The sequence below is a fragment of the Novosphingobium sp. PhB165 genome, assembly GCF_004341845.1.
Taxonomy (GTDB): domain Bacteria; phylum Pseudomonadota; class Alphaproteobacteria; order Sphingomonadales; family Sphingomonadaceae; genus Novosphingobium.
In genome coordinates this window covers 1,048,506-1,074,456 of the sequence record NZ_SLVB01000001.1, presented here as the reverse complement: position 1 = coordinate 1,074,456, position 25,951 = coordinate 1,048,506, and the positions used below count along the sequence as shown (strand labels likewise).

The following is a 25,951-nucleotide window of genomic DNA, read 5'->3' as shown; positions in this document are numbered from 1 at the left end:
CCGGTGACGTCGCGCGGCTCGCCGGTCGGCGCGCCCGAGCGCTTCCTCACCATGCTCGCCGCCGAGCGCGGGGCGGCCGCCAATACGCTGGCGGCCTATCGCCGCGATCTCGATGCGGCGGCCGACGAACTGGGCGATCTCGTCATGGCCGATGGCGATGCGCTCGCCTCACTGGGCGAGGCGTGGAGTGCGGTTTCGCCCGCGACGCTCGCGCGGCGCTGCTCGGCATTACGGCAGTTTTACGGCTTTCTTGTCGATGAAGGGCTGCGCGAGGACGATCCTTCCCCCGCCTTGCCGCGTGCGCGAGCACGGCGTCCGCTGCCGCGCGTTCTCTCGCGCGATGAAGTCGAGCGCTTCCTGACACAAGCGGAAGAGGAGGCTGCGGGAGACCGGCCCGAATCGGTGCGCCTGCTGGCCTTGCTCGAATTGCTTTACGGCTCCGGCCTGCGCGCGAGCGAACTGGTCTCGCTGCCGGTCACGGCGGTGCCGCGCGATGCGCCGTTCCTCCACGTTACGGGTAAGGGCGGGCAACAGCGGATGGTGCCGGTCAGCACTCGGGCGCGCGCCGTGCTGTCACGGTGGTTGGCGGTGAGGAAGGGTACCTCTCGGCATCTCTTCCCCTCGCGCGGGGAGAGCGGCCATCTCACGCGGGTGCGGCTGTTCCAGCTTCTGCGCGAACTGGCGGCGCGTGCCGGGCTCGATCCCGAGCGAGTCTCGCCCCACGTGCTGCGCCATGCCTTCGCCACGCATCTGCTGGAAGGCGGCGCGGACTTGCGCGTGTTGCAGACACTGCTCGGCCATGCGGACATCGCCACCACGCAGATTTACACGCATGTCGAGAGCGCGCGGCTGGTGGCCCTCGTCAACGCGCGGCACCCGCTGGCCCGGCGCGGCTAAGGCTATCTCTGCTGAGGGGGGGGGCTTCGTCCCGAGGGGGGGTGCTGTCAAGCTGGGCGACACTTTCCCATCGTCGGCGGCGGGCATGACCTTTCCTGAGGGCGGGCGGACCACTTTCCAGAGCTCTACGGCCTGTAGCCGGGCGCTTGGCCGGAGCCCGGATAGAAGGCCAAACTCGCTGCATAATACAAGACCCGCGGGTGTCCCACGGGTCTTGTCAGGGCCTCTGCGTGGGCCACAAACGGAAAGGGGCGGCAGGTTGTGCCTGCCGCCCCGAACCGTTTAGCTCGAAAGCTTCTTACGAGGTCGTCGTGCCCATGGCCGACGAGGTCTTGTTGAAGGTCGAGGTGAGCTGCGAGCCCATGCCCTGGAGAGCGGCGATCGCGGCAACGGCGATCAGAGCGGCAATCAGGCCGTATTCGATAGCGGTGGCGCCTTCTTCATTGCGACGCAGCTTGGCGAGAAACTTCATGGTATGTCTCCTGATGTAAGCAGTCTTCATGTACCCGGTCCTTCCCGCCTGGCGTCTTGCTTCAGCGCTTCGGACAATTTCGTTTTTAGAGATGAAGTGTTGAAAAATGCTTAAGTTCGCGTTGTTCTTAGCTGGCTTCAATTGCAGTAGCTGACTTCGAAGAAATGGTATTCCACATGCCGACGGTCTCATTGGCGACGCCGTTTAAGGCAACGATCATCGCAATTACGATGAGGGCCAAGATGAGGCCATATTCTACGGCGGTCGCGGCTGTATTGTCCTTGAGAATACGGATGCCGATCGATCGGATAGTCATGAGCAACCCTACAGTTCGCCAGATCAATCGAGGAAATGCCATCTTGGCGTTAATGAGTTCCTAAGAAGGATATCGAAGCTGGAAAATTCTTTTACACCGCTGCTGGTTGTCGCCGTGGCGCTGATACGCGCGGACGGGCGCGTGCTGATGCAGCAGAGACCTTTGAAGAGCGCGCATGGCGGACTCTGGGAATTTCCGGGCGGGAAGGTGGAGCCCGGTGAAACGCCCGAGCAAGCCGCCGTTCGCGAGCTGGAGGAGGAGTTGGGGCTGGCGCTCCACGCTGAATCCCTGGTGCCGGTAGCCTTCGCGAGCGGGCACGCGGGCGCGCATGCAGGCGCGCGTTCGCTTGTCATACTTCTTTACGTTTGCCGGGAATGGCAGGGGGAGCCGCATGCGCATGAGGCGGAAATGCTGGACTGGTATGCCCCGGATGCGGTTCCGGGCCTGACAATGCCGCCGCTCGATTATCCGCTGGCGGCGGCGCTGTGCAAATTCCTTCACCTGAGTGCGATATAGGCGTTGACGAGGTGAGAATCCCCTCCTATTGGCGCCTCTCCAACGCGCCCGTAGCTCAGCTGGATAGAGCATCAGACTACGAATCTGAGGGTCGGACGTTCGAATCGTTCCGGGCGCACCATTCTCCTTCTGGGGTCTTTGTGGCTTCGTGTTGGTGGATGGATACATAAAGCACTTTGCGCCCGTAGCTCAGCTGGATAGAGCATCAGACTACGAATCTGAGGGTCGGACGTTCGAATCGTTCCGGGCGCACCATTCTCCTTCGGGAGTTTTCGCGGCTTTGTGTTGATGGTTGGATACATAGGCAATCTGTGCGCCCGTAGCTCAGCTGGATAGAGCATCAGACTACGAATCTGAGGGTCGGACGTTCGAATCGTTCCGGGCGCACCAATTGCCAGCGACATACGAAAAACCCCGCAAGGCTTTGACCTTAGCGGGGTTTTTCGTGTTTTGGTCTCACGCGGGCCGGACAGTCGGTGCCGGCGTGCGAATCAGCTATGCACCGGCTCGGCGTCGTCCGGATGCTTCGGCCGCGCGAAGCCCTTCGAGAGGCCGTGGTAGAGTTTTTCCTTGCAGACCAGCGTGCTTGCACCATCCGCGATGATCGCGGTCAGAAACAATGGCACGATCATCCCCCGGCTGGCCGTCGTCTCCATCAGGATGATGACGGCGGTCAGCGGCGCGCGCACCACGCCGACGAAATAGCCGACCATGCCCAGCAGCACGATGGCCGGCATCGGATAGTCGGGGAAGCCGTAGGCGAGCAATTGCCCGAGCCCGGCGCCGACCGAGAGTGAGGGCGCAAAAATGCCCCCCGGCGCACCTGAGACCGCCGTGGCGGCGGTCGCCAGGAACTTGGCGGGGCCGAACCAGGGAGAGGCGGTGCCGTGCCCTTCGATCATGTGGCGGGTGGTTTCGTAGCCGGTGCCCCAGGTCGATCCGCCGCTCACCACGCCCACCACCGAGACCACGAACCCGCAGGCGAGGGCGAGCAACACCGGGCGTCGCCGCACGGCCAGGAATGTGGGATGGGCGCTACGCGCGAAAGCCAGCAATGTGCGCGAGAACAGCCCGCCCAGCACGCCGCCTGCGATTCCCGCAACCGGCGTCACCAGCAGCACCGGGACCACGCCCAGCGTCTCGCGCATCGTGCCGAAATAGACATAGTCGCCCGCCACCGCGAGGCTGACGAGGCCCGAAATGACGACGGCGCCCATGACCAGTACGGCGACTTTCTGCTCGAAAGCGGCCGCCAGTTCCTCGATGGCGAAGACGACACCGGCCAGCGGCGTATTGAAAGCGGCGGCAACACCTGCCGCGCCCCCGGCGATGAGCACGCCGGCCGAGATCGGCACGCGCAGGATGCGATGGCAGGTCACCATGATCGAGGCGGCCACTTGCACCGTGGGCCCCTCGCGTCCCACCGAGGCGCCGGCCAGCAGCATCACCGTTGTCAGCAGCAGCTTGGTGACGGCGGTGGGCAGGGCAAGCAACCGCGAACGGGTAAGTTCAAGATCCTGCCCGGCCGCCATGACTTGCGGAATGCCGGAGCCTCGCGCTCCCGGAGCCCAGCGATGGGCGATCGCCACCGTGGCGGCGAAGACCAGCGGCGTGAGTACCAGCGGTGCGAACCGGTGCTCGGCCTGGAACTGGCTGAAGATCTTCTGGGCAAGGTCGCCCATCCACGCGAACAGGATCGCAACGAGGCCAAGCAGGATGGCGCCGATCACGGTGGCGGCGCGGCGGCGGGCCATGTCCAGCGATTGGTCGATACCGGGTACGGACTTCTGGAAGGTCCGGAGGTGATCCGCGAGAGGCAATGGAGTTCCGTTCGCAAAGGAGGCAAGGGATCGCCGCACCGGAACCGTGCGGCGGGCTTGCGGCACCCCCTTGGTAGCCGCACTTTCCGAGTCGACAGGATTTCACCCGATCCGGAAATGCTCCAATGCCCCCGTGCGGCCGCGCATCGCAAGGACTTTCCCCGAAAATACGCAAAAGGGTCGGGAGCGCACATGGCGATCCCGACCCTTCCGGATTTGTCGATTCGGAGCGGTTTGCGCCGCAGCCCGATTCGCGCCTGGCGTTTACTTGCCGGCGCCCGAAGCGGCAGCACCGGCCTGAACCTGCGAGTTGAACTGGGCCGCCGTCACGCCAAGCGCGAGGGTACCATCAGTGCCGACGCCGATGGCGCTCTTCTGGAGAGCGACGGCAGAGCCGGTCTTCAGCGCCACGGTCACGTTGTCGCCGTCAACCTTGCTGACGGTGCCGAGCACGACGCCGTCTGCGCTCTTGACCGGGGCATCGACGACGAGCGCGGAAGACAGCGTCTCGGCCGACTTCGCCTGCGCGCCCTGAACGGCGGCTTCGAGCTGGGCCTTGGTCATGCCGATGGTCAGGCCCTTGTCGCGCGTGGCGAAGGCCGATTTGGGCAGTCCGGCGCGCGCGGTGCCGGTGTTGAGCGTCACGACGTCGCCCTGAACCGCTTCGACCGAACCCACTTCATTGCCTTCGGGGTCGTAGACCTTGGCGCCTGCCGTGGGGGTGGCAGCGGCCGGTGCGGCCTGTGCCATGGCAGCGGCGGGAACGAGCGTTGCGGCAGCCAGCGCGGCAGCGATGAGCGATTTCTTCATGGCGTAACTCCTTCTCCATGCGGGCACCGACCCGGCGGCGACCGACACGCAACCCTCCAACGCGAGAGGGCCTCAAAAAACTGGTCCGGAAAAAGACGACCCGGACGGCTCTGCCCGGCTCTTGCCGGAACCCGCTCCGCGCGCTTTTGCGCGTGGGAAGGAGCGGGGATGAAAGACATGCGATGTGCATGTTTGTAACGGAATGGCGGGTGAACGGTGCCGGATCAACCGTCGGACCGACCGCGATTTGCGGCGAATCGGCGTAAATCCGGCGCCTCGGTGGCTACATGCGATGAACTGTGCGGTCATCCCACCGTCATGTGATCGAAGCCTTCCGCTTGCTCTCGGGAACTTGTTGCGCTCTGGTTCGCTGGGGCCCCTGGTGGTGGTTACCGGATCGGACGGGTGGACGCGTGAATACCGAGAATTCGAGCGGGATCGACGATGGGGCGGTCTCCCCGTCGGTCTGGCGCTATGCCAAGGCCCGGCGCGCGCATGTCGTGATCGATGCCGCCGCCTATTTTGGGGTCATCCGGGAAGCGATGGACGATGCCCGCCAGCGGATCTTCATGATCGGCTGGGACTTTGATTCGCGCATCTTGCTCCCTGCCGGCCGGCGCTGGTGGCAAGGCGGGCGGGGGGAGCATTTCCCGGCGCGATTGGGATCATTCATCGTCTGGCTGGTCCACACCAAGCCGAAGCTGGAAATCCTGCTGCTCAAGTGGAACGTCTCGCTGGTGAAGTCGCTGTTTCGCGGCACCATGGTCATCGATCTGGTGCGCTGGGCGCTGCGCAAACGCATTCACTTCCGCTTCGACGGTGCGCATCCCATCGGATGCAGCCATCACCAGAAGATCGTGGTGATCGACGATGTCTTCGCGGCCTGCGGGGGGATCGACATGACCTCCGACCGCTGGGACACGCCGGAACACCGCCCGCATGACCCGCGCCGCCGCAAGCCGAGCGGGCGGCTCTATGGACCCTGGCACGACGTCACCATGGTGATGGAAGGGGAGGTGGCGGCCACGCTGGGCGATCTCGGGCGCGATCGCTGGCAGGTTGCAGGGGGCGCCGAATTGGCGCCGTGCGCACCGCAGGAGTTCAGCCCCTGGCCCTCCGATCTCGTGGCCGAGTTCGAGAATGTCGAGATCGGTATCGCTCGTACCCGCGCCGAGTACGAAGGCTGTACGCAAGTGGCCGAGATCGAGGAGCTGTTCGTCGAGCAGATCCGCCGCGCGCGCCGTTTCGTCTATGCCGAGACGCAGTATTTCGCCTCGCGCGCGGTGGCCGAGGCCATCGCCGAACGCCTGATCGAGCCTGACCCGCCCGAATTCGTCATCATCAACCCGCTCAGTGCCAGCGGCTGGCTCGAACAGGTGGCGATGGACACCGCGCGCGTCGAACTGATCAAGACGCTGCGCAATGCCGATCATGCGGGGCGCTTCCACGTCTTCCACCCGCGCGCGTCCGACGGCACGCCGATCTATGTCCATGCCAAGCTGCTGATCGTCGATGACGAGATCCTGCGCGTGGGTTCGGCCAACATGAACAACCGTTCGATGGGGCTCGATTCGGAGTGCGACGTGTTCATCGACGCGGCGCGGCCGGCCAATGCCCATGTCGTGCCCGCGATCCGCGCCTTGCGCATTCGATTGCTTGCCGAACACTGCGGGAAGCGGGAGGACGTGATCGTGGAGGCGCTGGATCGCCACGATTCGATGGCCGCGATGATCGAAAGCCTTGTGCCGGTGGGCAAACATCTCGAACGCTTGCCCTTGAAACATCTCTCCGATGCTGAAAGAGCGCTGGGGGAAAGCGCTCTGCTCGATCCGGAACGACCCGGGGAGATGTTCGAGCCGATCGAGCGGCGCGGTCTGTTTCGCCGCAAGGGGCAGCTCATGCGGCTGCACCTACAGGAAAGATTGCGAAGGAGTATCAAGGGATGAGCAGCCTGGTCGGTCCCGACGAGGACAGCCCTTTCGAAAAGAAGCCCCCGGTGCCGGAAGAAGTGCAGGACGCGATCCGCACCTTGATCCGCTGGTCCGGCGACGATCCGGAGCGCGAGGGCCTGATCGACACGCCCAAGCGCGTGGCGCGGGCGTGGAAGGAATATTGCCAGGGTTATGGCGAGGATCCGGCCATCCACCTCAAGCGCGTGTTCGAGGAAGTGGGCGGCTATGACGAGGTCGTGCTGCTCAAGGACATTCCGTTCCAGTCGCACTGCGAACATCACATGGCGCCGATCATCGGCAAGGCGGCGATTGCCTATCTGCCGCGCAACCACGTGGTGGGCATCTCCAAGCTCGCCCGCGTGCTGCAGGGCTATGCGCAGCGCCTGCAGATCCAGGAACGCCTGACCGCCGAAGTGGCCGAATGCATCTGGACCCACCTGAAGCCGCACGGTGTCGCCGTGGTGATCGAGGCCAGCCACGCCTGCATGTCCGCGCGCGGCGTGCGCACGCCGGGCGTCAGCATGATCACCAGCCGCATGATGGGCACGTTCCTTGAGGACGAGCGCAGCCGCAAGGAAGTGCTAAGCCTGATGGGCTACTGACGCTTATCCCCGTTTCCGCGCGGTTTTAGCATACGGGGGGCTTGAACAGCGCCCCGGCATGCGGTGATGGATGCCGGGTGGCCCATTCACGGTGCCGCGCGGGGGTGGGTTTGAGCGGCCGGATCGAAACTGTCAAAGCGCCGGGCGAGGGGCGGTGCTCGGGTGGGGGCACAAGCGCTGTACGCCTGTGGCTGGACCGTGCGGCCGTGCTGGTTCCGGCGGGCATGTTGCTGGTGCTGCTGCTGCGCCGCGTCTGGGACGTCGATATCTTCTGGCAGCTCAAGCTGGGCGAGATCATCCTTGCCCACGGCGGCCCGATTGCGCGTGAGCCTTTCGCCGCGCTTCACCTTGGAGAACCGTTGCCCGCCGTTGGCTGGCTGGCGCAGGCGAGCATGGCAGCGGTGCGCATGGCCGGGGGCTGGGGCGCGCTGCGGGTGTTTGACGCGCTGTGCTGGCTTGGCGGATTCTGGGCCGTGGCGGCGGCCTGCCGCCATCGCGGAGCGGGCCGTCAGGCCGTAGCGCTCGCGCTGACTCTCGCATTCTTTGCCGCCTTGCCGACCGCGAGCATCCGTCCGCAGAGTTTCGCCGCGCTGTGCTTCGGCCTGCTGCTGGCGCTCCTGCAATTGCGCCTGCGCCCGCTGGTGACGATCGCGCTCGGCGCGCCGCTATTGGTGCTGTGGCAGAATTTCCATCCTTCGGTGAGCATCGGTGCGCTGGCGCTGGGGATCTACGCTGCCGTTGGCCTGCTGGACTGGCTGCGCGATCGTACCGGGCCCTTGCCGATTGCTGCCGCCGCGCTGACGGTGATCGCAATAGCCGCGATCTTCGCAACGCCGGACGGTTTCTCGATCCTCGCGATCTCGGCCACCAATGCCGAGATGAGCCTGGCTATCGGCGCCAGCGAATGGCGGCCGCTGTGGATCCCGGCCAACTGGAGCAATGCCGTGCCGGTGCTGGCAGTCGTGCTGCTGACGCTGCGCATCGTGCTGCGCACGCGCCGTTATGGCGCGGCGGAAGTGCTGGTGGCGCTGGCCTTGCTGGCGATGACTGCGCTGGCCTATCGCTTCGCGCTGTTCTGGGCACTGTCGATGGTGCCGGTGATCGCGCGCGGGGCGAGTTCGGAGGAACGGGACGAGGCGACTATCCCGCGCTGGCTTCCGGTCGTTGCCTTGGCGCTGGTCGCGGTGGTGACGCCCTTGCTCGCGCCCACGCGCTTCGCCGCGACTTTGCCGTTGGAGAGCATCGCCCGGCTGCGGCAGGAGCATCTGCGCGGCACCGTCTATGCCGATTTTCCCTATGGCGGCCCGATCATCGATGCCGGATGGCCCGACTGGCGCGTGGCCTATGACGGGCGCTATTACCGCTATGGCCATGACGAGTGGCAGTACAACGGCGGGATCGAGAACGGGTACGTTCCGCTGGTCGACGTGATCGCCAAGTGGCACCCGGTCGCGTTTCTCATTCAGGAAGATCACAATGCCCCGCTCGCGGGTGAACTGGCTCGTTCGCCGCACTGGACGCGGATTTTCCGGGGTGTGGACGGGGTGGTGGTCTATGTCAGGCGCAAGCACTGACAGTTCGATCCGTCCACGGGGCGCGGAACTTTAAATCATACTCTCGTCGCCCCCGCCTGCGCGGGGACGACGGGATTGGACGATATTCAGCCGCCGCGTGTCACCGGCACCAGCGCGCCCGTAACCGCACGCGCGGCGTCGGAGGCGAGGTACAGGATCACATCGGCAATCGCCTCGGGCCGGACCCAGGTCGAGAAATCGGCGTCGGGCATGTCAGCGCGGTTGGTGGGGGTGTCGATGATGCTGGGCAGGATTGCGTTCACCGTGACGCTCGTTCCTGCCAGTTCCTCGGCCAATGCCTCGGTCAGGCGGTGAACGCCGGACTTTGAAGCCGCATAGGCGCCCATGCCCATGCCCGCCTTGATCGCCGCGCCCGCGCCGATATTGATCACGCGCCCGGCGGCAGAAGCCTTGAGCCCGGGCAGGGCAAGCTGGGTGATGGTGGCCGCAGTGGTCAGGTTCATCGCCTGCATCTTCGCCCACGAGGCGAGCGATCCGCCTTCCAGCGTTTCCCAGACGAAGCCGCCCGCGATGTTGACCAGAATGTCGATCCCGCCATGCGCGCTCACCACTTCGTCGAGCGCCGCGCCGGTCGCCTGTCCATCGGTGAGATCGACGCTGCCGATATCTAGCGCCCCCGCCAGCGGCTCCTTGGCCGAGGGCGCGAAGTCGATGCGGGCGACCTTGTCGCCCCGGGCGGCGAAGGCGGCGGCGACGGCATTGCCGAGAACACCGAATCCACCGGTGACGATAACCGAACGGGCCATGGAAACTCCTCTATTTGCGGCGAGGCTATCGCGCGGGCCGGGGGGCGACAAGCCGGGGAGGGCAGCCGTCCTCAAGCCAACGCCCCGCCGATGCGAAATACCGACAGTTCAGGCACGAAAAAGGCGGCACTTCCGAGGAAGAGCCGCCTTTCGCATGGTCAGTCCGGGATCAGAGCTGGCCGAGCATGTGGTCGGCCGAGCTGACCTCGAAAGCACCCGGCGCTTCGATGTTGAGCTGTTCGACAACGCCGTCATTGACGACCATCGAGAAGCGCTTGCCGCGCTCGCCCATGCCGAAACCGCTGCCGTCCATCACGAGGTCGATGGCCTTGACGAAATCGCCATTGCCGTCCGCCAGCATGGTCACGTCGGCCGAGCCCGAGGCCTTGTTCCACGCGCCCATCACGAAGGCATCGTTGACGGCGGTGCAGACGATCTCGTCGATGCCCTTGGCCTTGAGTTCGGCGGCCTTGTCCACGAAGCCCGGCAGGTGCTTGGCCGAGCAGGTCGGCGTGAAAGCGCCGGGAACCGAGAACAGGGCGACCTTTTTGCCGGCAAAGAAGTCGGCGCTCTGTACCGGTTCGGGGCCGCTTTCGCCGGCCTTGGTCAGCTTCACGTCGGGCAGCTTGTCACCAACGGCGATGGTCATGGAGTTTATCCTTTGTCTGCAAGTGAATCGCAACGCCGGCAGATATAGGGCCGCCGCGCGGAGGGGCAATGCCGCGCGGGTTAAGACCTCTTCACCGTGAAGATCAAATCCACCGAAACCATCGCCATGCCATTCTTCGGCGCGGCCGGGAGATATCTGGCTTGCGGAGGAGGATGAGCATGAAGCACGCCCGCCTTTATTCCGGTCGGCACCCCGGACGCCGCGAAAAGCGCGCACGATTTTTGAAATCCGAAGACAGATTGCTGATCGCGTCGTTGATCGGCCTTGCAGCCGCACTGGCGATTGGGCTCACGGGCTGAGGCTAATTGGCCCCAGGCCTACGGCGCTGGCGGCAAGGTAGCGGGGTGGGCTCCGATCGCTATGACGCGGTCGGCCAGCCTGTCTACTTCGGCGCGGTCGTGGCTGACGTAGAGGATCGGCAGCCGCAGTTCGTCGCGCACGCGTTCGATCACGCGCAGGATTTCGTCGCGCCGCTCGGCATCGACCGAGGCGAGCGGTTCGTCCATCAGCAGCACGCGCGGACCCGAGAGCAGGGCCCGTCCGATGGCCACGCGCTGGGCCTCGCCGCCGGAGAGTGTGGCGGGCCTCCGGCCGAGCAGATGGCCGATCCCGAGCACGTCCAGCGCGGTGTCGAGATCGAGCCAGCGGTGCTCCGGCACGGCGAGCCGCCAGCCATAGAGCAGGTTTTCGCGCACGTTGCGGTGGGGGAAGAGGCGCAGGTCCTGAAACACGTAGCCGCAGCGGCGGCGTTCCGGCGGCAGGTCTATGCGGCGTTCGCGGTCGAACACCACGTCGTCGGAAATCACGATATGGCCGCTGCTCGGGCGTACGAGCCCGGCAATCATGTCGAGCAGGGTGGTCTTGCCCGCGCCGGACGGGCCGAACAGCGCGGTCAGCCCGCCTTGTTCGGCCTTGAAGGTATAGTCGAACATGCGGCCGCTGCGCTTGAGGCTGATCGAGACATCAAATGACATAGCGCATCGCTCCCGCCCGGTGGCGGCGGGCCAGCCATTCCGAAATGACCAATGCGGCCAGCGACAGCAGGATCGACAGGCCGGCAAGGCGCGCCACCTGCCATTCCGCTCCGGGAACCTGCAAGGCGCTGTAGATGGCGAGCGGCAGGGTGCGCGTCTCGCCCGGAATGTTCGAGGCAAAGGTGATCGTCGCGCCGAATTCGCCCACCGATCGCGCGAAGCCGAGCACCAGCCCCGCCAATATACCGGGCAGGGTGAGGGGCAGGGTGATCGTGGCGAATGTTCGCAGGCGGCCTGCGCCAAGGGTGCGGGCGGCCTGCTCGTAGCGCCGGTCCACCGCCTCGATGGACAGGCGCATGGCGCGCACCATCAGCGGCAGTGCCATGATCGCGGCGGCGAGCGCCGCGCCGGTCCAGCGGAACATGAAGCTAAGGCCGAACGTGTTCTCGAAGAACCGGCCGAGCGCGGTGTTCGGGGCAAGCGCGATCAGCAGCAGCCAGCCCGTCACCACCGGCGGCAGCACCAGCGGCAAATGGACCAGCGCGTCCAGCACGATGGCCCCGGGAAAGCGCCAGCGCGCCAGCACCCAGGCCAGCGCGAAAGCCAGCGGCAGCGCGCAGGCCATGGCGACGCCGCTGACCTTGAGCGACAGCAGCAGGACTTCCCATTCCTCGCCGGTCAGTGCGGTCATGCGGCCCTCGTGTACTTAGGGCCGGCTACTTGGTGCCGAAGCCGAAGCGGCGGAACAGGGCCTTGCCTTCGCCCGAGAGCAGGAAGCGGCGGAAGCCTTCCGCATCCGGGTGGCGCGAGGCGGTCAGCACGGCCACCGGATAGCTGATCGGGGCGTGCGAATTGGCCGGGAACACACCGGCCACGCGCACGGCGGGTTCGGCGCGGGCATCGGTGGCATAGACGATGCCGAGCGGGGCCACGCCGCGTCCGACGAGAGCCAGCGCGGCGCGCACGTTCTCGGCCGGGGCGAGGTGGTCCTTTACCGAATCCCACACGCCCAGATTGGTCAGCGCCTGCTTGGCATAGATGCCTGCCGGAACCGCCGCCGGATCGCCCACCGCGAGCCGCCCGTTGCCGAGCGCGCGGGCCAGCGGGAAGCCGGGCTTGATGGCGATGTTCTGCGCATTGCCCTTCGGTGCCACCAGCACGAGGCTGTTGGTGAGGAACGAAACGCGCGTCTTGTTACGGATCAGGCCCTTGCCCTGAACTTCGTCCATCCAGGGCTCGTCGGCGGATACGAAGATGTCGGCGGGCGCCCCGGCCTCGATCTGGCGGGCCAGCGCCGAGGATGCGGCGAAGGAAATCTTCGGGCGCGGATGGCCCTTGGCGGCCCAGCCATCGGCGGCGGCGTTCATCGCTTCCTGAAGGCTCGCGGCGGCAAGCACCAGCGGGCCGTCGGACTGGGCCATGGCAGGCGAACAGAGCGAGGCAAGAAGGAGCAGGACAGGCAGGAACAGGGCGCGAAGCCTAAGCATCTTCAAATACCTCCCGAAACAACTGTATCCGGCTGTATATGGTCGCGCAGGTCTTGCCTAGGGCACCTTCAGGTACGGTTCAGTGCTCTTGCCGCTCGGTCGGAATCGGGCGCAGCAGGGCCGCGAGCGCGGCAGTGTCGGGATTGTCCGCGGCTTGCTCGATTCGCTGCTCCAGGGCGCGGTAATGGGCCAGAATCGTCTCCCCCGCCTCGGTGAGCTGCGCGCCGGAGCCACCCGCGCGGCCGGGCGAAGTGGCCACTAGCGGCTGCGCCCAGCAGCGATTCATCGCGTCGACGAGCAGCCAGGCACGGCGATAGCTCATGTCCATCGCCCGCGCCGCAGCAGAGATCGAGCCATGCGCGCGGATCGCCTCAAGCAGGTCGGCCTTGCCCGGGCCCATGGCGATTTCCTCACCGCACAGAAGCCGTGATCGGATCGAGAGTTGAGGAAAACGGCCAGTCATGATGGGCCCTATGCCATTGCCGGCCCGGTCAATCCACGCGGAAGTGCCGGAATGGAGAGGCGTTGCAGGAAGACATCTATCTGATAGCATCCCCGATGAGGCCATTGGCTTCGGATCGCCACGTCAAAAAGTCGGGCGATAAGGGAGTCGCGGGGGCGGTCCGGAAAAGGAACAGGGGGCAAAAGCCCTCCGGTCGCGCCCGCGCACGAGAGAGGATGCGTGGATGAAGATTGCCGACGAAAAGATTGTCCGCTTCGAACGCCGTCTCGATTCGGCCATTGGAATGATGATTCCCGGGCCGGAATTGGCGCTGGGTAGTGCGGAACGAGACGGAAATCGCCAGGGACGGGATGTTCGTTCGCTAACTATCGCGGTGGCGATGTGCATTGCCTGCTGGGTCTTGCTGGGCTGCTACCTGTTGTCCTGAAACGGGTGGCATTCAGCGCGCGGCGACCGGCGGCGCGGGCACCCAGCCACCGGCCGTGGCGGCGTAGAGCCGGGCGACGTTCTGGAACTGACGCGCGCGCGTATCCACCAGCGCCAACTGGGCATGCTGGTAGGAACGGCCCGAATCCAGCACTTGCAACACGCCGCTGTTGCCGACTTCGAAGCTCCGGCGCGATAGCCGCAGCGAATGGTCGGCAACTTGCGCCGCCGTCTCGCGCGCGGCGAGTTCGCGCGTATCATTGCCCAGAGCCGCCAGCAGGCCGGAAACCTGCCCGAATGCCTCGGTAACGACCTCCTGATACTGTGCAGCAGCTGCGCGGGCTTCGGCTTCTGCCCCGCGCTTTTCGGCCTTGAGCGTGCCGCCGTGGAAGATCGGCGCGGAAAGCCCGGCGAAGATGTCGAAGGCATTGAACTTGTTGCTGAACATCTTGTCCAGCTCGGACGTCGACTGGCTTGAGGTCACCCCCAGCGTGATGTCGGGATAGAGATTGGCCGTGGCGACACCCACGCCTGCAACGGCGGCATGAAGCTGCGCCTCGGCTTCGCGGATGTCGGGGCGGGAATGAACGAGCGCCGAGGGCAGGGCGACGGGTACGCTGGCGGGCAGCGTGAAGGCCTGGAGCCCGAACCCGATTGCACCCAGTTCCGCTGGCGAGATGCCCAGCAGTACCGCCAGCATCGCCCGGCCTTCGGCCAGTTGCTGCTCGACGGAGGGCACGTCCGCAAGGTCGTTGGCGAGTTGGCCCTGGGCGCTCAGAACCTCGACGCCGGTGCCTTCGCCGGCATGTTCGCGCTTCTGGGTGAGCGAGACGTTGCGCTCATCCTCGGCAATCAGGGCCTTTTCGGTGGCAAGGCGGTCATTGAGCGCGGCGATGGCGAGGACCTGACCCACCACGCGTGCGGCGATCATCAGATGCGCGGCTTCGGTCGCGCGGGTTTCGGCTTCGGCCTGAGCGCCGGCCCGTTCAAGTGCGCGGCGGGTGCCGCCGAACAAGTCGAGATCGTAGCTGACACCCCCGCCCAGCGTATAGAGGTCGAACTTCGGATTGGGGATCGAACCAAACTGGGAATCGCTGGAAAGGCCGAACGCCGCGAGGTTGACGCGCTGATATTCGGCGCGGGCATTGGCGTCGACCTGCGGCAGCTGGCGTCCGGCCACGGCGGCGACCTGCTGGCGGGCCTTCTCCAGCGTCGCGCGCGAGGCCGCGAGCGAGTGGTTGCCCGCCAGCGCGCGGGCCACCAGCGTGTCGAGATCCGGATTGCCGAAGGCCTTCCACCAATCGGCCTGCGCCGCATCGCCGAGCGCCGCCTGTTCGTGCGATGCGGCGCCATAACCGGCTTCGGCCGAGGGCTGGGCCGGTGGCGCATAGTTCGGCCCTACCGTCGTGCAGGCGGCGCAGAGCAGGAGCGGAAGAAGGGTAGCGGTCTTGCGCAAGGTCATTCCCCGATGGGCAGTGTATGGGTGTCCGCCTCGACCTTGCGCACGCGCATCAGCAGCACGAGCGGGATCAGGCAAAGGGTCAACACGAATACGAAATGGAACAGTGTGATATTGCCCACCATCGTCGCCTGCCGCGAAATTTCGCCATAGATCGCGCTCATGGCCTGCTGCGATCCGAAGTCGAAATCGGGCCGCGCCCAGACGAACATGGGATTATCAGGCCGTACGTGCTGGACGAGGTCGTTTTGCGACTGGGCGATGAAGTGGAGATATTCGTACTGGATCGCGGAGATGCCGACAGCATTGCCGACATTGCGGGTGAGCGCAAAGATCGCCGCGCCTTCGTTGCGCAAGGCCGGATCGAGCGTCGAGAACACGATGACGGATAGCGGCACGAAGATCATCCCGCTGCCCAGCCCTTGCACAAGCCCCGCGAAAACCAACGTGCGCTGGTCCACATAAAGGTCGACATGCGAATACATCAGCATGCCCGAGCCCATGAGTACGAGCCCGGTGACGATCACCGCGCGGGTGTCCACGTACTTGAGCAGGCGCGAGACCAACAGCATCGATGTCAGCGTGCCGATCGCGCGGGGCAGGCTGATGAAGCCCGCCTGTAGTGCCGAGTAGCCGAGCAGCGACTGAGTCATCACCACGATCATCGGGATCGTCGCGAAGGCGACTACGCCGATCATCATCGAGAAGATCGAGCCGATCGCGAAGTTGCGGTCCTTGAACAGGCCGGGCCGGATAAAGGTATCGCGCGCGGTGGCCATATGCACGACCATGAGATAGCTCGCGAGCCCGCAGATCAGGGCGTAGATCCGGATTTCTCCGGAATCGAACCAGTCGAGGTGCTCGCCGCGGTCGAGGATCAGTTGCAGCGTTGTCAGCGCAACGGAGACGAGCACGAAGCCCAGCAGGTCGAACCGCGTCTGCAATCGGCTCGGACGGCGGCGCAGGAATGCCAGCATGCCCAGGAAAGACAGGGCGCCGAACGGAAGGTTGATGAAGAAGACCCAGCGCCACGTCAGCGCGTCGGTCAGCCACCCACCCAGCGTTGGTCCGATGATCGGCCCGGCCATGGAGCCGAGCGCGAAGATCGCCATGGCCTTGCCGTGTTCTTCAGGCGGATTGATGTCGAGGAGGATCGCCTGGCTGAGCGGGACCAGGCCCGCTCCGCAAGCGCCTTGCAGGAAACGGGCGAGGATGATCGTCTGGAGATCGGTGGCAAGCCCGCAGAGCGCGGAGGCCAGCGTGAACCCGGCGACCGAGAACAGCATCACGTTCTTGCGTCCCACGCGCCCGGCCAGCCAGCCGCTGAGCGGCGTGGCGATGGCGCTGGCGACAAGGTAGCTGGTCAGCACCCAGAGCACCTGTTCCTGCGAGGCGGAAAGGCTGGCCTGCATGTGCGGCAGGGCGACATTGGCAATGGTTATGTCCACCGCGACCATGGTCGAGGCCAACATGCAGGGGATTGTGATCAGCAGCCGTTGCAACGGCGACGGATAGGGGGAGGGCGCTGCGGGCACCGGCGGCATCCGCACCGGCTCAGGGTTTGCGCGCGGCGGAATTGGACGAGGTATCGGCGGCGAAGAGGTGGCGTTCGTGGCCGGTATCGACTTTGACGCTGGCGCTCAGGCCCGCGCCGAGCGGCAGGTTGCCCGCCGGTTCGTCCAGCGTGACCTGCACCGGCAGGCGCTGCACCACTTTCACCCAGTTGCCCGTGGCATTTTCGGCCGGAAGCACCGAGAAACTCGATCCGGTCCCGGGGCTGAAGCTCTGGACATGGGCCTTGAAGGCATGATCGGGGAACGCATCCAGCGTTACCGTCGCCGGCTGGCCGGCGCGCATGTAGCGCAGCTGGTCTTCCTTGAAGTTCGCCTGCACCCAGAAATTGAGCCCGGTCAGCATGAACACCGCGCGGCCGGGTGATACGTAGTTGCCGACCTGAAGCTGGTTGACGCGGGTGACGATGCCGTCCTGTGGCGCGCGGACTTCGGTATCGGCAAGGTCGATGCGTGCCTGCGCCAGCTTGGCGGCCGCCTTGCGCACGTCGGGAAGCGCAGAGGTATCGCCCTCGACATGCCCGGCGAGACCGGCACGGAGGCTCTCGGCGCGCGCTTCGGCGGCGGCAATGGCCTGAAGCGCCGTGCGCGCCTCGGTCGAGGCCTGTTCGTACTGGGCGCGTGAGGAAATGCCCTCGCCGGTCAGCGACTTCTGCCGCGAGGCCTCGCCCATGGCGAAATCGTGACGGGCCTGGGCCGCGGAGACCTGGGTCAGCGCTTCCTGATAATCGGCGCGGCGCGAGGCGGCGTCGGTCTGGGCTTTGGCAAGCTCGGCCTCGGCGGAATCAACAGCGGCCGTGAAGTTGGTGGGACGGATGCGAAACAGCACTTGTCCCTTGCGGACATGCTCGTTCTCGCGGACCGCGATGTCGACCACGGTGCCGGCCACATTCGGGCTGATCGCGACCATGCCGGTCTGGAGCGCGGCATTGTCGGTTTCCTCGTAGCGCCCGCCGGAGAGATAGAACCATCCGGCTCCGGTCAGCACGATCAGCGGACCCGCCAGCATCAGCACCGCGCGCAAGGGCTTGCGGCGGGCGGAGGGAACCGAGACGCCTTCGTCTTCGGCCACGATCGAGGTTTCCGCGTTCATTCTGGTTCCTTCGCGTGCCCCTCGGCTCCCGGACGAGAGACTCGGGGGCACAGATAGTAAGCATAGTTAGTATCAGCTATGCGAGGATCGCAAGAGGAACGTGGGCCTGATCGCGAATGCGATTTTGGCTGAAGACGCGGGAAGAATTCAGCGGGCGAGGAAGGTTTTCACATCGGTCATGAAACGGTCGAACTGATCGTGGTGCAGCCAGTGGCCGGCATTCTCGTACTCGATCAGTTCAGCCGACGGGAAATAGTCCACGCGGCCGTCGGTGGCCGGGCTCTGCGAGAAGCTGTTCTTGCCCCAGAGCATCAGCATCGGACAGGTGATCGCCTGCCACAGGGCGATCACATCGCTGGTGGGCATGTCGGAAACCGACCAGATGTTCACGTAATTGTCGAACTTCCAGCTCCAGGTGCCGTCCTCGTTACGGTTGGTGCCGTGGATGGTGAGGTGGCGGGCCTGCTCGTCGGTGAGGAAGGAATTTTCCTCCTTCATGCGCTGATAGGCGTCGCGCCGGGTCGCATATTTGCGCGGCGTGCGGCCCGAGGCACGGCGCTTGTCGTCCACCCACTGGCGCAGCCGTTCGCCCGCGCCGCGCTCCTCCATCTGGCGGCGGATATGCTGCGGGGGGCCGAGGCCCTCGATATTGACGAACTTCTCCACCTTCTCGGGAAACATCCCGGCGAAGCGCGTGGTGATCCCGCCGCCCAGCGAATGGGCGATGATCGTGACCTTGTCGTAACCCAGCGTGTGCACGAGCTGCGCGAAGTCGTAGACCATCGCGTCCATGCCGTAATGCCCCTCGGGCGACCATTCGGAATCGCCATGACCGCGCAAGTCCGGGCAGATCACGTGCCAGTCGCGGCGCAGTTCCTCGGCCACCCAGTCCCAGCTGCGGCAATGGTCGCGCCCGCCGTGCTGGAGGATCAGTGGCGGCGCTTCCGCATTGCCCCAATCGACATAGTTGAGGCGCAGGCGCTGCGATACGAAGCGGTTCGAGGTAGGTCCGAGTTGGCTGTCCATCATCGAAGCGTGATCTGCCACGGAGATAAGGTCAACTGCGACGAAGCGATGATTTGCGGGGATCAAGTATTTCGATGAGGCCCGAAACGCTTGGCAAACCGGGGGGCTTGGCCCTATCTCGCGCCCCGACGATTTTCACGAAATCAATTTCAAGAGATATAGGCCGGAGGCTTCGTAAATGGCGACCACGCACAAGACCCGCATGCTCATTATCGGCTCCGGCCCCGGTGGCCTGTCCGCCGCGATCTACGGTGCGCGTGCAGGCATGCAACCCATTGTGGTGCAGGGTCTTCAGCCGGGCGGCCAGCTGACCATCACCACCGATGTCGAGAACTATCCCGGCTTCCGCGAAGTGATCCAGGGCCCCTGGCTGATGCAGGAAATGGAGGCGCAGGCCGTCCATGTCGGCACGCGGATGATGTACGACGTGATCACCTCGGTCGATCTCAAGGGCCCGGTGTTCACCGCCGTGGGCGATTCGGGCGACGTCTACGAAGGCGATACGCTGGTCATCGCCACTGGCGCGCAGGCGCAGTGGCTGGGCGTTCCGGGTGAGCAGGAACTGTCGGGCAAGGGGGTTTCCGCCTGTGCCACTTGCGACGGCTTCTTCTATCGCGGCAAGATGGTCGTGGTGATCGGCGGCGGCAACACCGCTGTCGAGGAAGCGCTTTACCTCACCAACCACTCGGACGAAGTGACCCTGATCCACCGCCGCGACAGCCTTCGCGCCGAGAAGATCCTGCAGGACCGCCTCTTCGCCAACCCGAAGATCAAGGTCGTGTGGAACAAGCGCGTCGAGCGCTTCATGGAAGGCGAGAACGGCGACCTGCGCGCGCTGGCTCTGATCGACACCCAGACCGGCGAGCAGAGCGAAATCCTTACAGACGGCGCTTTCGTCGCCATCGGCCATGCTCCGGCGACCGAACTGTTCAAGGGCAAGCTGCCGATGGATGAGACCGGCTACCTGCTGGTCGAACCGGGCACGCCTAAGACCGAAATTCCGGGCGTCTTCGCTTGCGGCGACGTCATGGACCATACCTATCGCCAGGCGATCACGGCTGCCGGCACCGGCTGCATGGCCGCGCTCGATGCCGAGCGCTACCTTGCCCACCGTGACTTCGCAGAAGCTGCTAAGGTCGAGGCGTAACTATCTGATCGGGAAGGGAGAGCGGCTCGAAGACGGCTCTCCCACCTGAATACCAAACACGCAACACTCCAAGTATCAGCGTCGAATATAAAACCCCGTCGTCCCCGCGAAGGCGGGGACCCCGCTTTTTCTCGCGACGTGGAGAGAAGGAAGCGGGACCCCCGCCTTCGCGGGGGCGACGGAGGGATGTGAGGTGAACCCTGCGTTCGAAGGCTGCGCATTGACGCTCGAAGCGTCAGTGCGCAGTGGTTCGCAGTATTTCCAAAACCTGCCTGAACAACCAGTCCTGAGCCTCAGGCTCGACGTAGCTGTGCGTGGCATCGGAACAGATGCGCAAGCGGTCGTCCGACTTGTCCCAATTCGCCAGAAAAGCGAGCCCCGTGCGGTCGCGCCCGGCGATCGGGAAGCGTATCGGCCCCCTGAAGCCCACAACTCCGGAGGCGATCTCCGCTGCGAGACCTTTCGGCCGACCCGGAATAGGCCGCGCTGCCGCAAAGAGGCTGCGTAGCAACGGCCCGATAGCGACTTTACCCGTTAGCAGGCGCTTGAGTGCGGCCGCATCGCCAAGCCGCCGCCGATAGTGATTGCGCACGACCTCCGCAGGGGGCTCGTCGGCGGAATCTTCTGCGAAAGTCCAGGGATTGGACAGGATCAGGGCGTCGAAACCCGCTCCGCCAGCCAGCATCAGCGCGCTGGCCGCATCGCAGTTGCCGAATCCGACTACACGCATGACCTGCGGGCACGCCGTGCGCAGGGCGGCGAGTGCGGCGGCGATATCCGGCGCGCTTGAACGAAAGCCTCGATTGTCGCCTTCGCTGTCGCCGACACCCCTCCGGTCAAATCGGAGGACCGGATAGCCTTCGGCGGCGACACGGGCGGCAAGGAGAGCCTGACTGTTCCATGCTCCCGCCCGTGTCTCGTTGCCCCCGGAGACGATGAGCAAGGCGGTGGTGCCCGAAGCATCGTCGAGCGTCGCGGCAAGCTGCGCACTTTCGCAGGCAAAGCTGAAATGCCGCCGGTTCATGCGCCCAATCCCGCGATAAGCAGGGCGGCAAGCGCATCGGCCTGGGCGGCATCCTCGTCAGGCTCGGCGCGCAACCAGAGGCCGCTGCCGCCGAGCTGGTCCTGCGCAATCATCGCGGCGGACGGATCCGGTTCGCGTGTTTCCAGATCCCCGAACAGGGCCGCACCGAGCGAATATCCGGCCAGAACCACGCCTTCCCTATGCGCCATTTCGGTCAGGATTTCGCGTGCCTCCTCTCGCCCCGCCTCGCGGCTTGCGAGCACTCGGGCCCGAACCATCGAGCGCAGGATGCTCGCACCTTTCACCGGGGCGTAATGCCATGAGGGAAGCCCAACCGGAGCGAACAGGCGCCCTCCGCGCAGGGCAAGCACATGCGTTGCGCCGAAATGCTCAGCGGCGAGGGTCATAGCCGCGCGCCAGCTATCGGCGTCCTGATCGCAAAGATTGCGCGGGCTTTCGTTGGTGCCGGGAAAGTCGGGCAGGAAGGTGTCTACGCCGGCCCTATCGAGCCGTCGCATCACCTCGACCGTGAAACGCCGCAAGCGGTTCGCTTCGTCGAACAGGGCGGGCACGATCAGCAGTCGCCGCGCGCGGCCCCGATCGCAGACGAGCGCATATTCCTCGCCTGCGCCGAGATGCGCTTGCGGGCAAGGCCAGAGCAGGGGAGTCATGCGACGGTCCCCCCGGTAACGACGCTAAGGCCGGTCAGGCCGTGGCGCGCTTGGCCTGGGCAAATTCGAGCAGGCCGCCGAAGGTCTCCAGCATCTCGCCGTCGATCTCGTCGTCCTCGATGATGATGTCCAGTCGGTCTTCCAACTCGGTCAGCAGGCCGGCCACCGCCATCGAGTCGAGCTCGGGCAAGTGTCCGAACAGGCCGGTATCCGCCTGGAAAGTATCGGCTTGTCCCTGCTTGAGGCCCAGCACGTCCGTCAGGATTCGGCGCAGCAGCAGGTCGGTATCGTCTGGCATGGCCCCTCTCTTCGGGCATTATCGTAATCTCCGCGCCTCTAGCCGCGCTTCGCGGCTGCGGCAAGGCGGCGTGCGGCCCCCTTGGCGATATTCGGCCAGTTTCTGGGATCGAGCGGCCTGTACATCTCCAGTCTGTATCGCGGTCGCACAATTTCCATCCAATCGCGCTTGTAGGGATCGTCGCCGGTGCCGAAGTCGACGAGATCGACCTTGTCCACATCGATGACATGACGAAAAAGAGCCGCGCTCAGCACCGAGCCGGGCGAAAACGGCTTGGCGCTTTCCCGGTGCGCCAGCTTGTGGATCCACGCGGTGCCGCCCTCGACTGTCCACATCTGCGCCGCCACGGCCTCGCCGCCGACCTGAGCGATGCCAAGACGCAGCCGCCCGGCTTGTCCCTCGGCCATGGCAAAGGCGCGCAGGAAAGCGGGGCTGCCTTCGGCGACTTTCCAGCTTTCGGCGTAGATATCTTCGTAAGCCGACCATGCCGAGGCATCGAAATGATCGAGGATCATGGTGGAGACTTTGCCGGACTTGCGCTTCAGCGTGGACCGCAAGGGACCGGGGCGCGCCGCGATATATTCTTCGTAACTGCGGCCACTTACGGGCAGGACGTGATTGACGTCGCAAGGTTCGCGGAAGACCCGCCAGCCTGCGCGCGCGAACGTGCGCGCGAGCAAGGCCGCGCTGTCGTCCTCGTCCGGCACACCGCGCAACGTCAGCCGGTGCGCCCGTTTTCCAAGATCCCGGGCAAGCGTGGTCAACAAGGCCTCGGTATCGCTCGCGACAGGGCGAAAACGAAAGGTATACCAGTTGGATAGCGCCTGAAGTTCACCCAAATTATTGGCCAGCGCCAGTGCGGCCAGAGTGTCTCCATCGCGCGCGACGGCGATCAATGGATCCATGTCGCAGTGCTCGGCCAGCATAACGAACCAGTCGAGCCGGTCGAACGGGGCGTGCTGGTTGCTCTCGGAAAGCCGGAGCGCTAGCTGGCCGTCCGATTGCACTTGCTTAAGATCGCGGTGATAATCGACCTTTACCACGTAGCCTAACAACCTTCTGCGGAGCTTTTCCTCGACATGAGTGGCAGTCCCGATACTCCGATCCTGCCGCTCGACCATCTGGCGCTGTGCGGGCAAGACGATGCCCCGGCGCTGGTGCTGCGTGGGGAGACTCTGGACTACAAGGCCTTAAGATCGCGTGTCTCCCGCTTGGCGGCGTGGCTGGCGCAGGAAATTCCGCAAAAAGGTGCGCGCGTCGCGACATGGGCGGCCAAAGGCGAACTCACCTGCCTCATGCCGCTGGCGGCCGCACGCGCGGGGCTGATCCATGTGCCGGTGAACCCGCTGCTCAAGCACGCGCAAGTCGCGCATATCCTTGCGGATAGCGGCGCCGTGATGCTGATCGGCACTCCCGCGCGACTGGCGACGTTGGGCGACGCGGACGTCCCGGTCGCCTGCCGTGTTGTTGAGGAAGCGGCCGCACTGTCCGAGGCGGCGGCGCTCGCTGGAGATCTGGCGCCGTCTCAGGCCGATCCGGACGAATTGGCAGCGATTCTCTATACCAGCGGCTCCACCGGTCGGCCCAAGGGCGTCATGCTCAGCCATGCCAACATGTGGCTCGGGGCCGAGAGCGTGGCGCAGTATCTCGGTCTCGAACCCGATGATCGCACGCTGGCGGTTCTGCCGCTCTCGTTCGATTACGGGCAGAACCAGTTGTTTTCGACCTGGTTCGCGGGGGGCTGCGTCGTCCCTCTCGATTATCTCGTGCCACGTGACGTCGTGAAGGCGGTCGAGCGGCACGGCATTACGACTTTGGCGGCCGTGCCACCGCTCTGGGTGCAGATAGCCGAACTCGACTGGCCGGCCGAGACGGCGGCCAAGCTGCGCCGCCTCACCAACAGTGGCGGGGCCTTGACCGTGGATCTCGTTCGGCGGCTGCGCGCGCTGTTCCCGGATGCGCGGCTTTTCGCCATGTATGGCCTGACCGAGGCGTTTCGCTCGACGTATCTCGATCCCACGTTGATCGATACGCACCCCACCTCGATGGGGATGGCGATACCGCATGCAGAAGTGTTGGTTATAAATGAATTGGGAGAAGTTTCTCAGGACGAAGAAGAGGGTGAACTCGTCCATTCCGGGCCACTGGTCGCGCAAGGCTATTGGCAGGATCCGGAACGCACCGCAGAGCGCTACAAGCCCGCTCCGGCGGCGTCGCGCTATGGCGGCATGGCGGTCTGGTCCGGAGACCGGGTGCGGCGCGCGGCCGATGGCCTGCTCTATTTCGTCGGACGCCGTGACGCCATGATCAAGTCCGCCGGCAACCGCATCAGTCCGCAGGAAGTAGAGGAGGCTGCACTGGCAACCGGGTTGGTTGCCGAGGTGGTGGCGCTGGGCCTGCCCGATCCGCGTCTGGGGCAGGCAGTTCACCTTGTCGTGAGGGCGATGCCGGGAAGTTCAGGTGTGGAAGAAGAACTCACGCGCAAGCTCAAGGAAGATTTGCCTAATTTTATGATTCCAAAATCCATTCACTGGCGCGAGGCCATGCCGATCGGCCCCAATGGCAAGATCGATCGCACCGGCCTTGCCGCTGAGCTGGCGGAGATGGCGTCGTGAAGCCGCTCGGTCCGATTCCGGCCGGTTATGCGGCAATCGATGGCGTGCTGGCTGTCGGCGGCGAGCCGGTGACCGAATGGGTCGAGCAGGCGGGCGATACGCCGCTTTTCCTCTACAGCGCCGATCTCGTCCGTGCGCGGGTCGCGCAGTTGCGCGCGGCCATGCCTGCGCGGCTGGCGCTGCATTATGCCGTGAAGGCCAATCCCTTCGCGCCCTTGCTTTCCCTGATGAACGGCCTTGTCGACGGGTTCGACATCGCCTCGGGCGGCGAGCTGGAGATCGTTCGCGGGGCCGGGATCGATCTGGCGAAAGTCAGCTTTGCCGGCCCGGGCAAGCGCGATCGCGAGATCGAGGCGGCGATCGTCGCGGGCGTCACGCTCAATCTCGAATCCGAGGCCGAAGCGCGCCGGGCCTTCGCCATCGGCGAAAAGTTGGGCCGTACACCGCGCCTCGCCATTCGCGTGAACCCCGATTTCGACCTCAAGGGCTCGGGCATGAAGATGGGCGGCGGTGCCAAGCCTTTCGGCGTCGACGCCGCGCGTGTGCCTGCCCTAGTGCGCGAAGTGGTGACGAGCGGCGCGGAATGGCGCGGCTTCCACATCTTTGCGGGCTCGCAGGCACTCGACGCTGCCGCCATTGCGGACACACACGGGCAGACTCTGGATCTCGCCGCGCGATTGGCAGAGGAGAGTGGCTCGGCGCTGCCGCACTGCAATCTGGGCGGTGGTTTCGGCATTGCCTATTTCCCCGGCGACGTGCCGCTGGATCTTGCCGAAGTGGGGGCGCGTCTGGCCGAGCGTTTCGAATCGCTGCCGGAAGTCCTGCGAGAGACCGACTTCTGCATCGAACTCGGGCGCTATCTGGTGGGCGAGGCGGGGGTCTATATCGCCCGCGTGATCGACCGGAAGGAGAGCCACGGAGAGGTCTTTCTCGTAACCGACGGCGGTCTTCACCATCAGCTTGCCGCTTCGGGCAACTTCGGAACCGTGGTGCGCCGCAACTATCCCTCCGCCATCGCCACGCGTTTTGACGCCCCGGTCGAGGAAGAGGCTTCGATCGTCGGATGCCTTTGCACTCCGCTCGACAAACTGGCGGACAAGGGCGGTTTTCCGCGCGCCGAAGTGGGTGATCTGGTCGCGGTGTTCCTTGCCGGGGCCTATGGGGCCAGCGCCAGTCCGGCCGCCTTCCTGGGGCAGGGTCCGGCCCGCGAAATGCTGGTGTGAGAGGGCGTTAAGACTCTCTTTCAGGTTGTCTCATTCCGGGACTGACCGGATTCCGGGCAAATTGGCTAACGCAATGTT

At 65.2% G+C, this 25,951-nt stretch carries 28 protein-coding genes and 3 tRNA genes; 13 read left to right on the top strand and 18 right to left on the bottom strand.

Annotated features, from left to right (window positions below):
* The first annotated feature begins 3 nt into the window (after positions 1–3).
* Entirely contained in the window at positions 4–897 is an 894-nt protein-coding gene (locus EDF56_RS05105; RefSeq protein ID WP_279389698.1) for a tyrosine recombinase, read from the top strand.
* A gap of 298 nt (positions 898–1,195) precedes the next feature.
* On the opposite strand, the gene EDF56_RS05100 is transcribed toward EDF56_RS05105, so the two are convergent.
* Positions 1,196–1,369 carry a Flp family type IVb pilin gene (locus tag EDF56_RS05100; protein WP_132385585.1) on the bottom strand — a complete coding sequence of 58 codons (174 nt, stop codon included), beginning with the start codon at positions 1,367–1,369 and terminating at the stop codon, positions 1,196–1,198.
* Positions 1,370–1,496: 127 nt separating this feature from the next.
* Positions 1,497–1,685, bottom strand: a complete 189-nt coding sequence (locus tag EDF56_RS05095; protein ID WP_132385584.1) for a Flp family type IVb pilin — start codon at positions 1,683–1,685, stop codon at positions 1,497–1,499.
* Between the two features lie 114 nt (positions 1,686–1,799).
* On the opposite strand from EDF56_RS05095, the gene EDF56_RS05090 reads away from it, so the two are divergent.
* The 4 genes from EDF56_RS05090 (at position 1,800) to EDF56_RS05075 (ending at position 2,591) form a co-directional block, all read left to right on the top strand.
* The gene (locus tag EDF56_RS05090; RefSeq protein WP_279389697.1) at positions 1,800–2,201 is read left to right on the top strand and encodes an NUDIX domain-containing protein; all 402 of its coding nucleotides are present in this window, start codon (positions 1,800–1,802) and stop codon (positions 2,199–2,201) included.
* Positions 2,202–2,245: 44 nt separating this feature from the next.
* A tRNA-Arg gene (locus EDF56_RS05085) sits at positions 2,246–2,322 on the top strand.
* 57 nt (positions 2,323–2,379) lie between these two features.
* Positions 2,380–2,456, top strand: a tRNA-Arg gene (locus EDF56_RS05080).
* 58 nt (positions 2,457–2,514) lie between these two features.
* A tRNA-Arg gene (locus EDF56_RS05075) sits at positions 2,515–2,591 on the top strand.
* Between the two features lie 101 nt (positions 2,592–2,692).
* Here the strand turns inward: EDF56_RS05075 and EDF56_RS05070 are convergent.
* Positions 2,693–3,955 carry a chloride channel protein gene (locus EDF56_RS05070; RefSeq protein WP_132385807.1) on the bottom strand — a complete coding sequence of 421 codons (1,263 nt, stop codon included), beginning with the start codon at positions 3,953–3,955 and terminating at the stop codon, positions 2,693–2,695.
* Positions 3,956–4,285: 330 nt separating this feature from the next.
* Positions 4,286–4,831 (bottom strand): hypothetical protein, encoded by a 546-nt coding sequence (locus tag EDF56_RS05065; protein WP_132385582.1) that lies wholly within the window; start codon positions 4,829–4,831, stop codon positions 4,286–4,288.
* Positions 4,832–5,244: 413 nt separating this feature from the next.
* Between EDF56_RS05065 and EDF56_RS05060 the strand changes: the two genes are divergently transcribed.
* The 3 genes from EDF56_RS05060 to EDF56_RS05050 all read left to right on the top strand — a co-directional run bounded on the left by EDF56_RS05060 (position 5,245) and on the right by EDF56_RS05050 (position 8,959).
* Positions 5,245–6,777 carry a phospholipase D-like domain-containing protein gene (locus EDF56_RS05060; protein WP_243652393.1) on the top strand — a complete coding sequence of 511 codons (1,533 nt, stop codon included), beginning with the start codon at positions 5,245–5,247 and terminating at the stop codon, positions 6,775–6,777.
* Positions 6,774–7,385, top strand: coding sequence for a GTP cyclohydrolase I FolE (folE, locus tag EDF56_RS05055; RefSeq protein ID WP_132385581.1), 612 nt, complete (start codon positions 6,774–6,776; stop codon positions 7,383–7,385). Before EDF56_RS05060 ends, folE begins: the two co-directional genes overlap by 4 nt.
* A gap of 77 nt (positions 7,386–7,462) precedes the next feature.
* A complete protein-coding gene (locus tag EDF56_RS05050; protein WP_243652392.1) occupies positions 7,463–8,959 on the top strand; it encodes a hypothetical protein in 1,497 nt (498 codons plus the stop codon).
* Between the two features lie 86 nt (positions 8,960–9,045).
* Here the strand turns inward: EDF56_RS05050 and EDF56_RS05045 are convergent, their stop codons facing one another.
* A complete protein-coding gene (locus tag EDF56_RS05045) occupies positions 9,046–9,726 on the bottom strand; it encodes an SDR family NAD(P)-dependent oxidoreductase (RefSeq protein ID WP_132385580.1) in 681 nt (226 codons plus the stop codon).
* Between the two features lie 169 nt (positions 9,727–9,895).
* On the bottom strand, positions 9,896–10,375 hold the full coding sequence (locus EDF56_RS05040) for a peroxiredoxin (RefSeq protein WP_132385579.1): 480 nt from the start codon (positions 10,373–10,375) through the stop codon (positions 9,896–9,898).
* Positions 10,376–10,554: 179 nt separating this feature from the next.
* On the opposite strand from EDF56_RS05040, the gene EDF56_RS25850 reads away from it, so the two are divergent.
* Complete coding sequence (locus tag EDF56_RS25850; protein WP_165912075.1) at positions 10,555–10,695, top strand: hypothetical protein; 141 nt, start codon at positions 10,555–10,557, stop codon at positions 10,693–10,695.
* 18 nt (positions 10,696–10,713) lie between these two features.
* On the opposite strand, the gene EDF56_RS05035 is transcribed toward EDF56_RS25850, so the two are convergent.
* From EDF56_RS05035 to EDF56_RS05020, 4 genes are all read right to left on the bottom strand, one after another.
* Positions 10,714–11,370: an ATP-binding cassette domain-containing protein gene (locus EDF56_RS05035; RefSeq protein ID WP_132385578.1), complete on the bottom strand. Its 657-nt coding sequence runs from the start codon at positions 11,368–11,370 to the stop codon at positions 10,714–10,716.
* Positions 11,360–12,061, bottom strand: coding sequence for a molybdate ABC transporter permease subunit (modB, locus tag EDF56_RS05030; protein ID WP_132385577.1), 702 nt, complete (start codon positions 12,059–12,061; stop codon positions 11,360–11,362). Before modB ends, EDF56_RS05035 begins: the two co-directional genes overlap by 11 nt.
* 25 nt (positions 12,062–12,086) lie before the next feature.
* Entirely contained in the window at positions 12,087–12,857 is a 771-nt protein-coding gene (gene modA, locus EDF56_RS05025; protein WP_132385576.1) for a molybdate ABC transporter substrate-binding protein, read from the bottom strand.
* Positions 12,858–12,936: 79 nt separating this feature from the next.
* Positions 12,937–13,320 carry a LysR family transcriptional regulator gene (locus tag EDF56_RS05020; RefSeq protein ID WP_132385575.1) on the bottom strand — a complete coding sequence of 128 codons (384 nt, stop codon included), beginning with the start codon at positions 13,318–13,320 and terminating at the stop codon, positions 12,937–12,939.
* Positions 13,321–13,543: 223 nt separating this feature from the next.
* Between EDF56_RS05020 and EDF56_RS05015 the strand changes: the two genes are divergently transcribed.
* Entirely contained in the window at positions 13,544–13,747 is a 204-nt protein-coding gene (locus EDF56_RS05015; RefSeq protein ID WP_132385574.1) for a hypothetical protein, read from the top strand.
* Positions 13,748–13,759: 12 nt separating this feature from the next.
* On the opposite strand, the gene EDF56_RS05010 is transcribed toward EDF56_RS05015, so the two are convergent.
* From EDF56_RS05010 to EDF56_RS04995, 4 genes are all read right to left on the bottom strand, one after another.
* Positions 13,760–15,202 (bottom strand): efflux transporter outer membrane subunit, encoded by a 1,443-nt coding sequence (locus tag EDF56_RS05010; protein WP_243652391.1) that lies wholly within the window; start codon positions 15,200–15,202, stop codon positions 13,760–13,762.
* Between the two features lie 2 nt (positions 15,203–15,204).
* The gene (locus tag EDF56_RS05005) at positions 15,205–16,749 is read right to left on the bottom strand and encodes a DHA2 family efflux MFS transporter permease subunit (protein ID WP_132385572.1); all 1,545 of its coding nucleotides are present in this window, start codon (positions 16,747–16,749) and stop codon (positions 15,205–15,207) included.
* A 10-nt stretch (positions 16,750–16,759) separates the two neighbouring features.
* The gene (locus EDF56_RS05000; protein ID WP_132385571.1) at positions 16,760–17,869 is read right to left on the bottom strand and encodes an HlyD family secretion protein; all 1,110 of its coding nucleotides are present in this window, start codon (positions 17,867–17,869) and stop codon (positions 16,760–16,762) included.
* 147 nt (positions 17,870–18,016) lie between these two features.
* Entirely contained in the window at positions 18,017–18,895 is an 879-nt protein-coding gene (locus EDF56_RS04995; RefSeq protein WP_132385804.1) for an alpha/beta hydrolase, read from the bottom strand.
* 178 nt (positions 18,896–19,073) lie between these two features.
* Here EDF56_RS04995 and trxB point away from each other — a divergent pair, with 178 nt between their 5' ends.
* The gene (gene trxB, locus EDF56_RS04990) at positions 19,074–20,042 is read left to right on the top strand and encodes a thioredoxin-disulfide reductase (RefSeq protein ID WP_132385570.1); all 969 of its coding nucleotides are present in this window, start codon (positions 19,074–19,076) and stop codon (positions 20,040–20,042) included.
* 235 nt (positions 20,043–20,277) lie between these two features.
* Here the strand turns inward: trxB and EDF56_RS04985 are convergent, their stop codons facing one another.
* The 4 genes from EDF56_RS04985 to EDF56_RS04970 are packed head-to-tail and all read right to left on the bottom strand — an operon-like array spanning position 20,278 to position 23,078.
* Positions 20,278–21,066 (bottom strand): hydrolase 1, exosortase A system-associated, encoded by a 789-nt coding sequence (locus EDF56_RS04985; RefSeq protein ID WP_132385569.1) that lies wholly within the window; start codon positions 21,064–21,066, stop codon positions 20,278–20,280.
* Positions 21,063–21,737: a hypothetical protein gene (locus EDF56_RS04980; protein WP_132385568.1), complete on the bottom strand. Its 675-nt coding sequence runs from the start codon at positions 21,735–21,737 to the stop codon at positions 21,063–21,065. Before EDF56_RS04980 ends, EDF56_RS04985 begins: the two co-directional genes overlap by 4 nt.
* Positions 21,738–21,771: 34 nt before the next feature.
* Entirely contained in the window at positions 21,772–22,035 is a 264-nt protein-coding gene (locus EDF56_RS04975) for a phosphopantetheine-binding protein (protein WP_132385567.1), read from the bottom strand.
* 38 nt (positions 22,036–22,073) lie between these two features.
* Positions 22,074–23,078 carry a GNAT family N-acetyltransferase gene (locus EDF56_RS04970; RefSeq protein ID WP_243652389.1) on the bottom strand — a complete coding sequence of 335 codons (1,005 nt, stop codon included), beginning with the start codon at positions 23,076–23,078 and terminating at the stop codon, positions 22,074–22,076.
* A 36-nt stretch (positions 23,079–23,114) separates the two neighbouring features.
* On the opposite strand from EDF56_RS04970, the gene EDF56_RS04965 reads away from it, so the two are divergent.
* Together EDF56_RS04965 and EDF56_RS04960 are read left to right on the top strand one after the other, a co-directional pair.
* A complete protein-coding gene (locus EDF56_RS04965; protein WP_132385566.1) occupies positions 23,115–24,650 on the top strand; it encodes an acyl-CoA ligase (AMP-forming), exosortase A system-associated in 1,536 nt (511 codons plus the stop codon).
* Positions 24,647–25,873, top strand: coding sequence for a pyridoxal-dependent decarboxylase, exosortase A system-associated (locus tag EDF56_RS04960; protein WP_132385565.1), 1,227 nt, complete (start codon positions 24,647–24,649; stop codon positions 25,871–25,873). Before EDF56_RS04965 ends, EDF56_RS04960 begins: the two co-directional genes overlap by 4 nt.
* Positions 25,874–25,951: the final 78 nt, after the last annotated feature.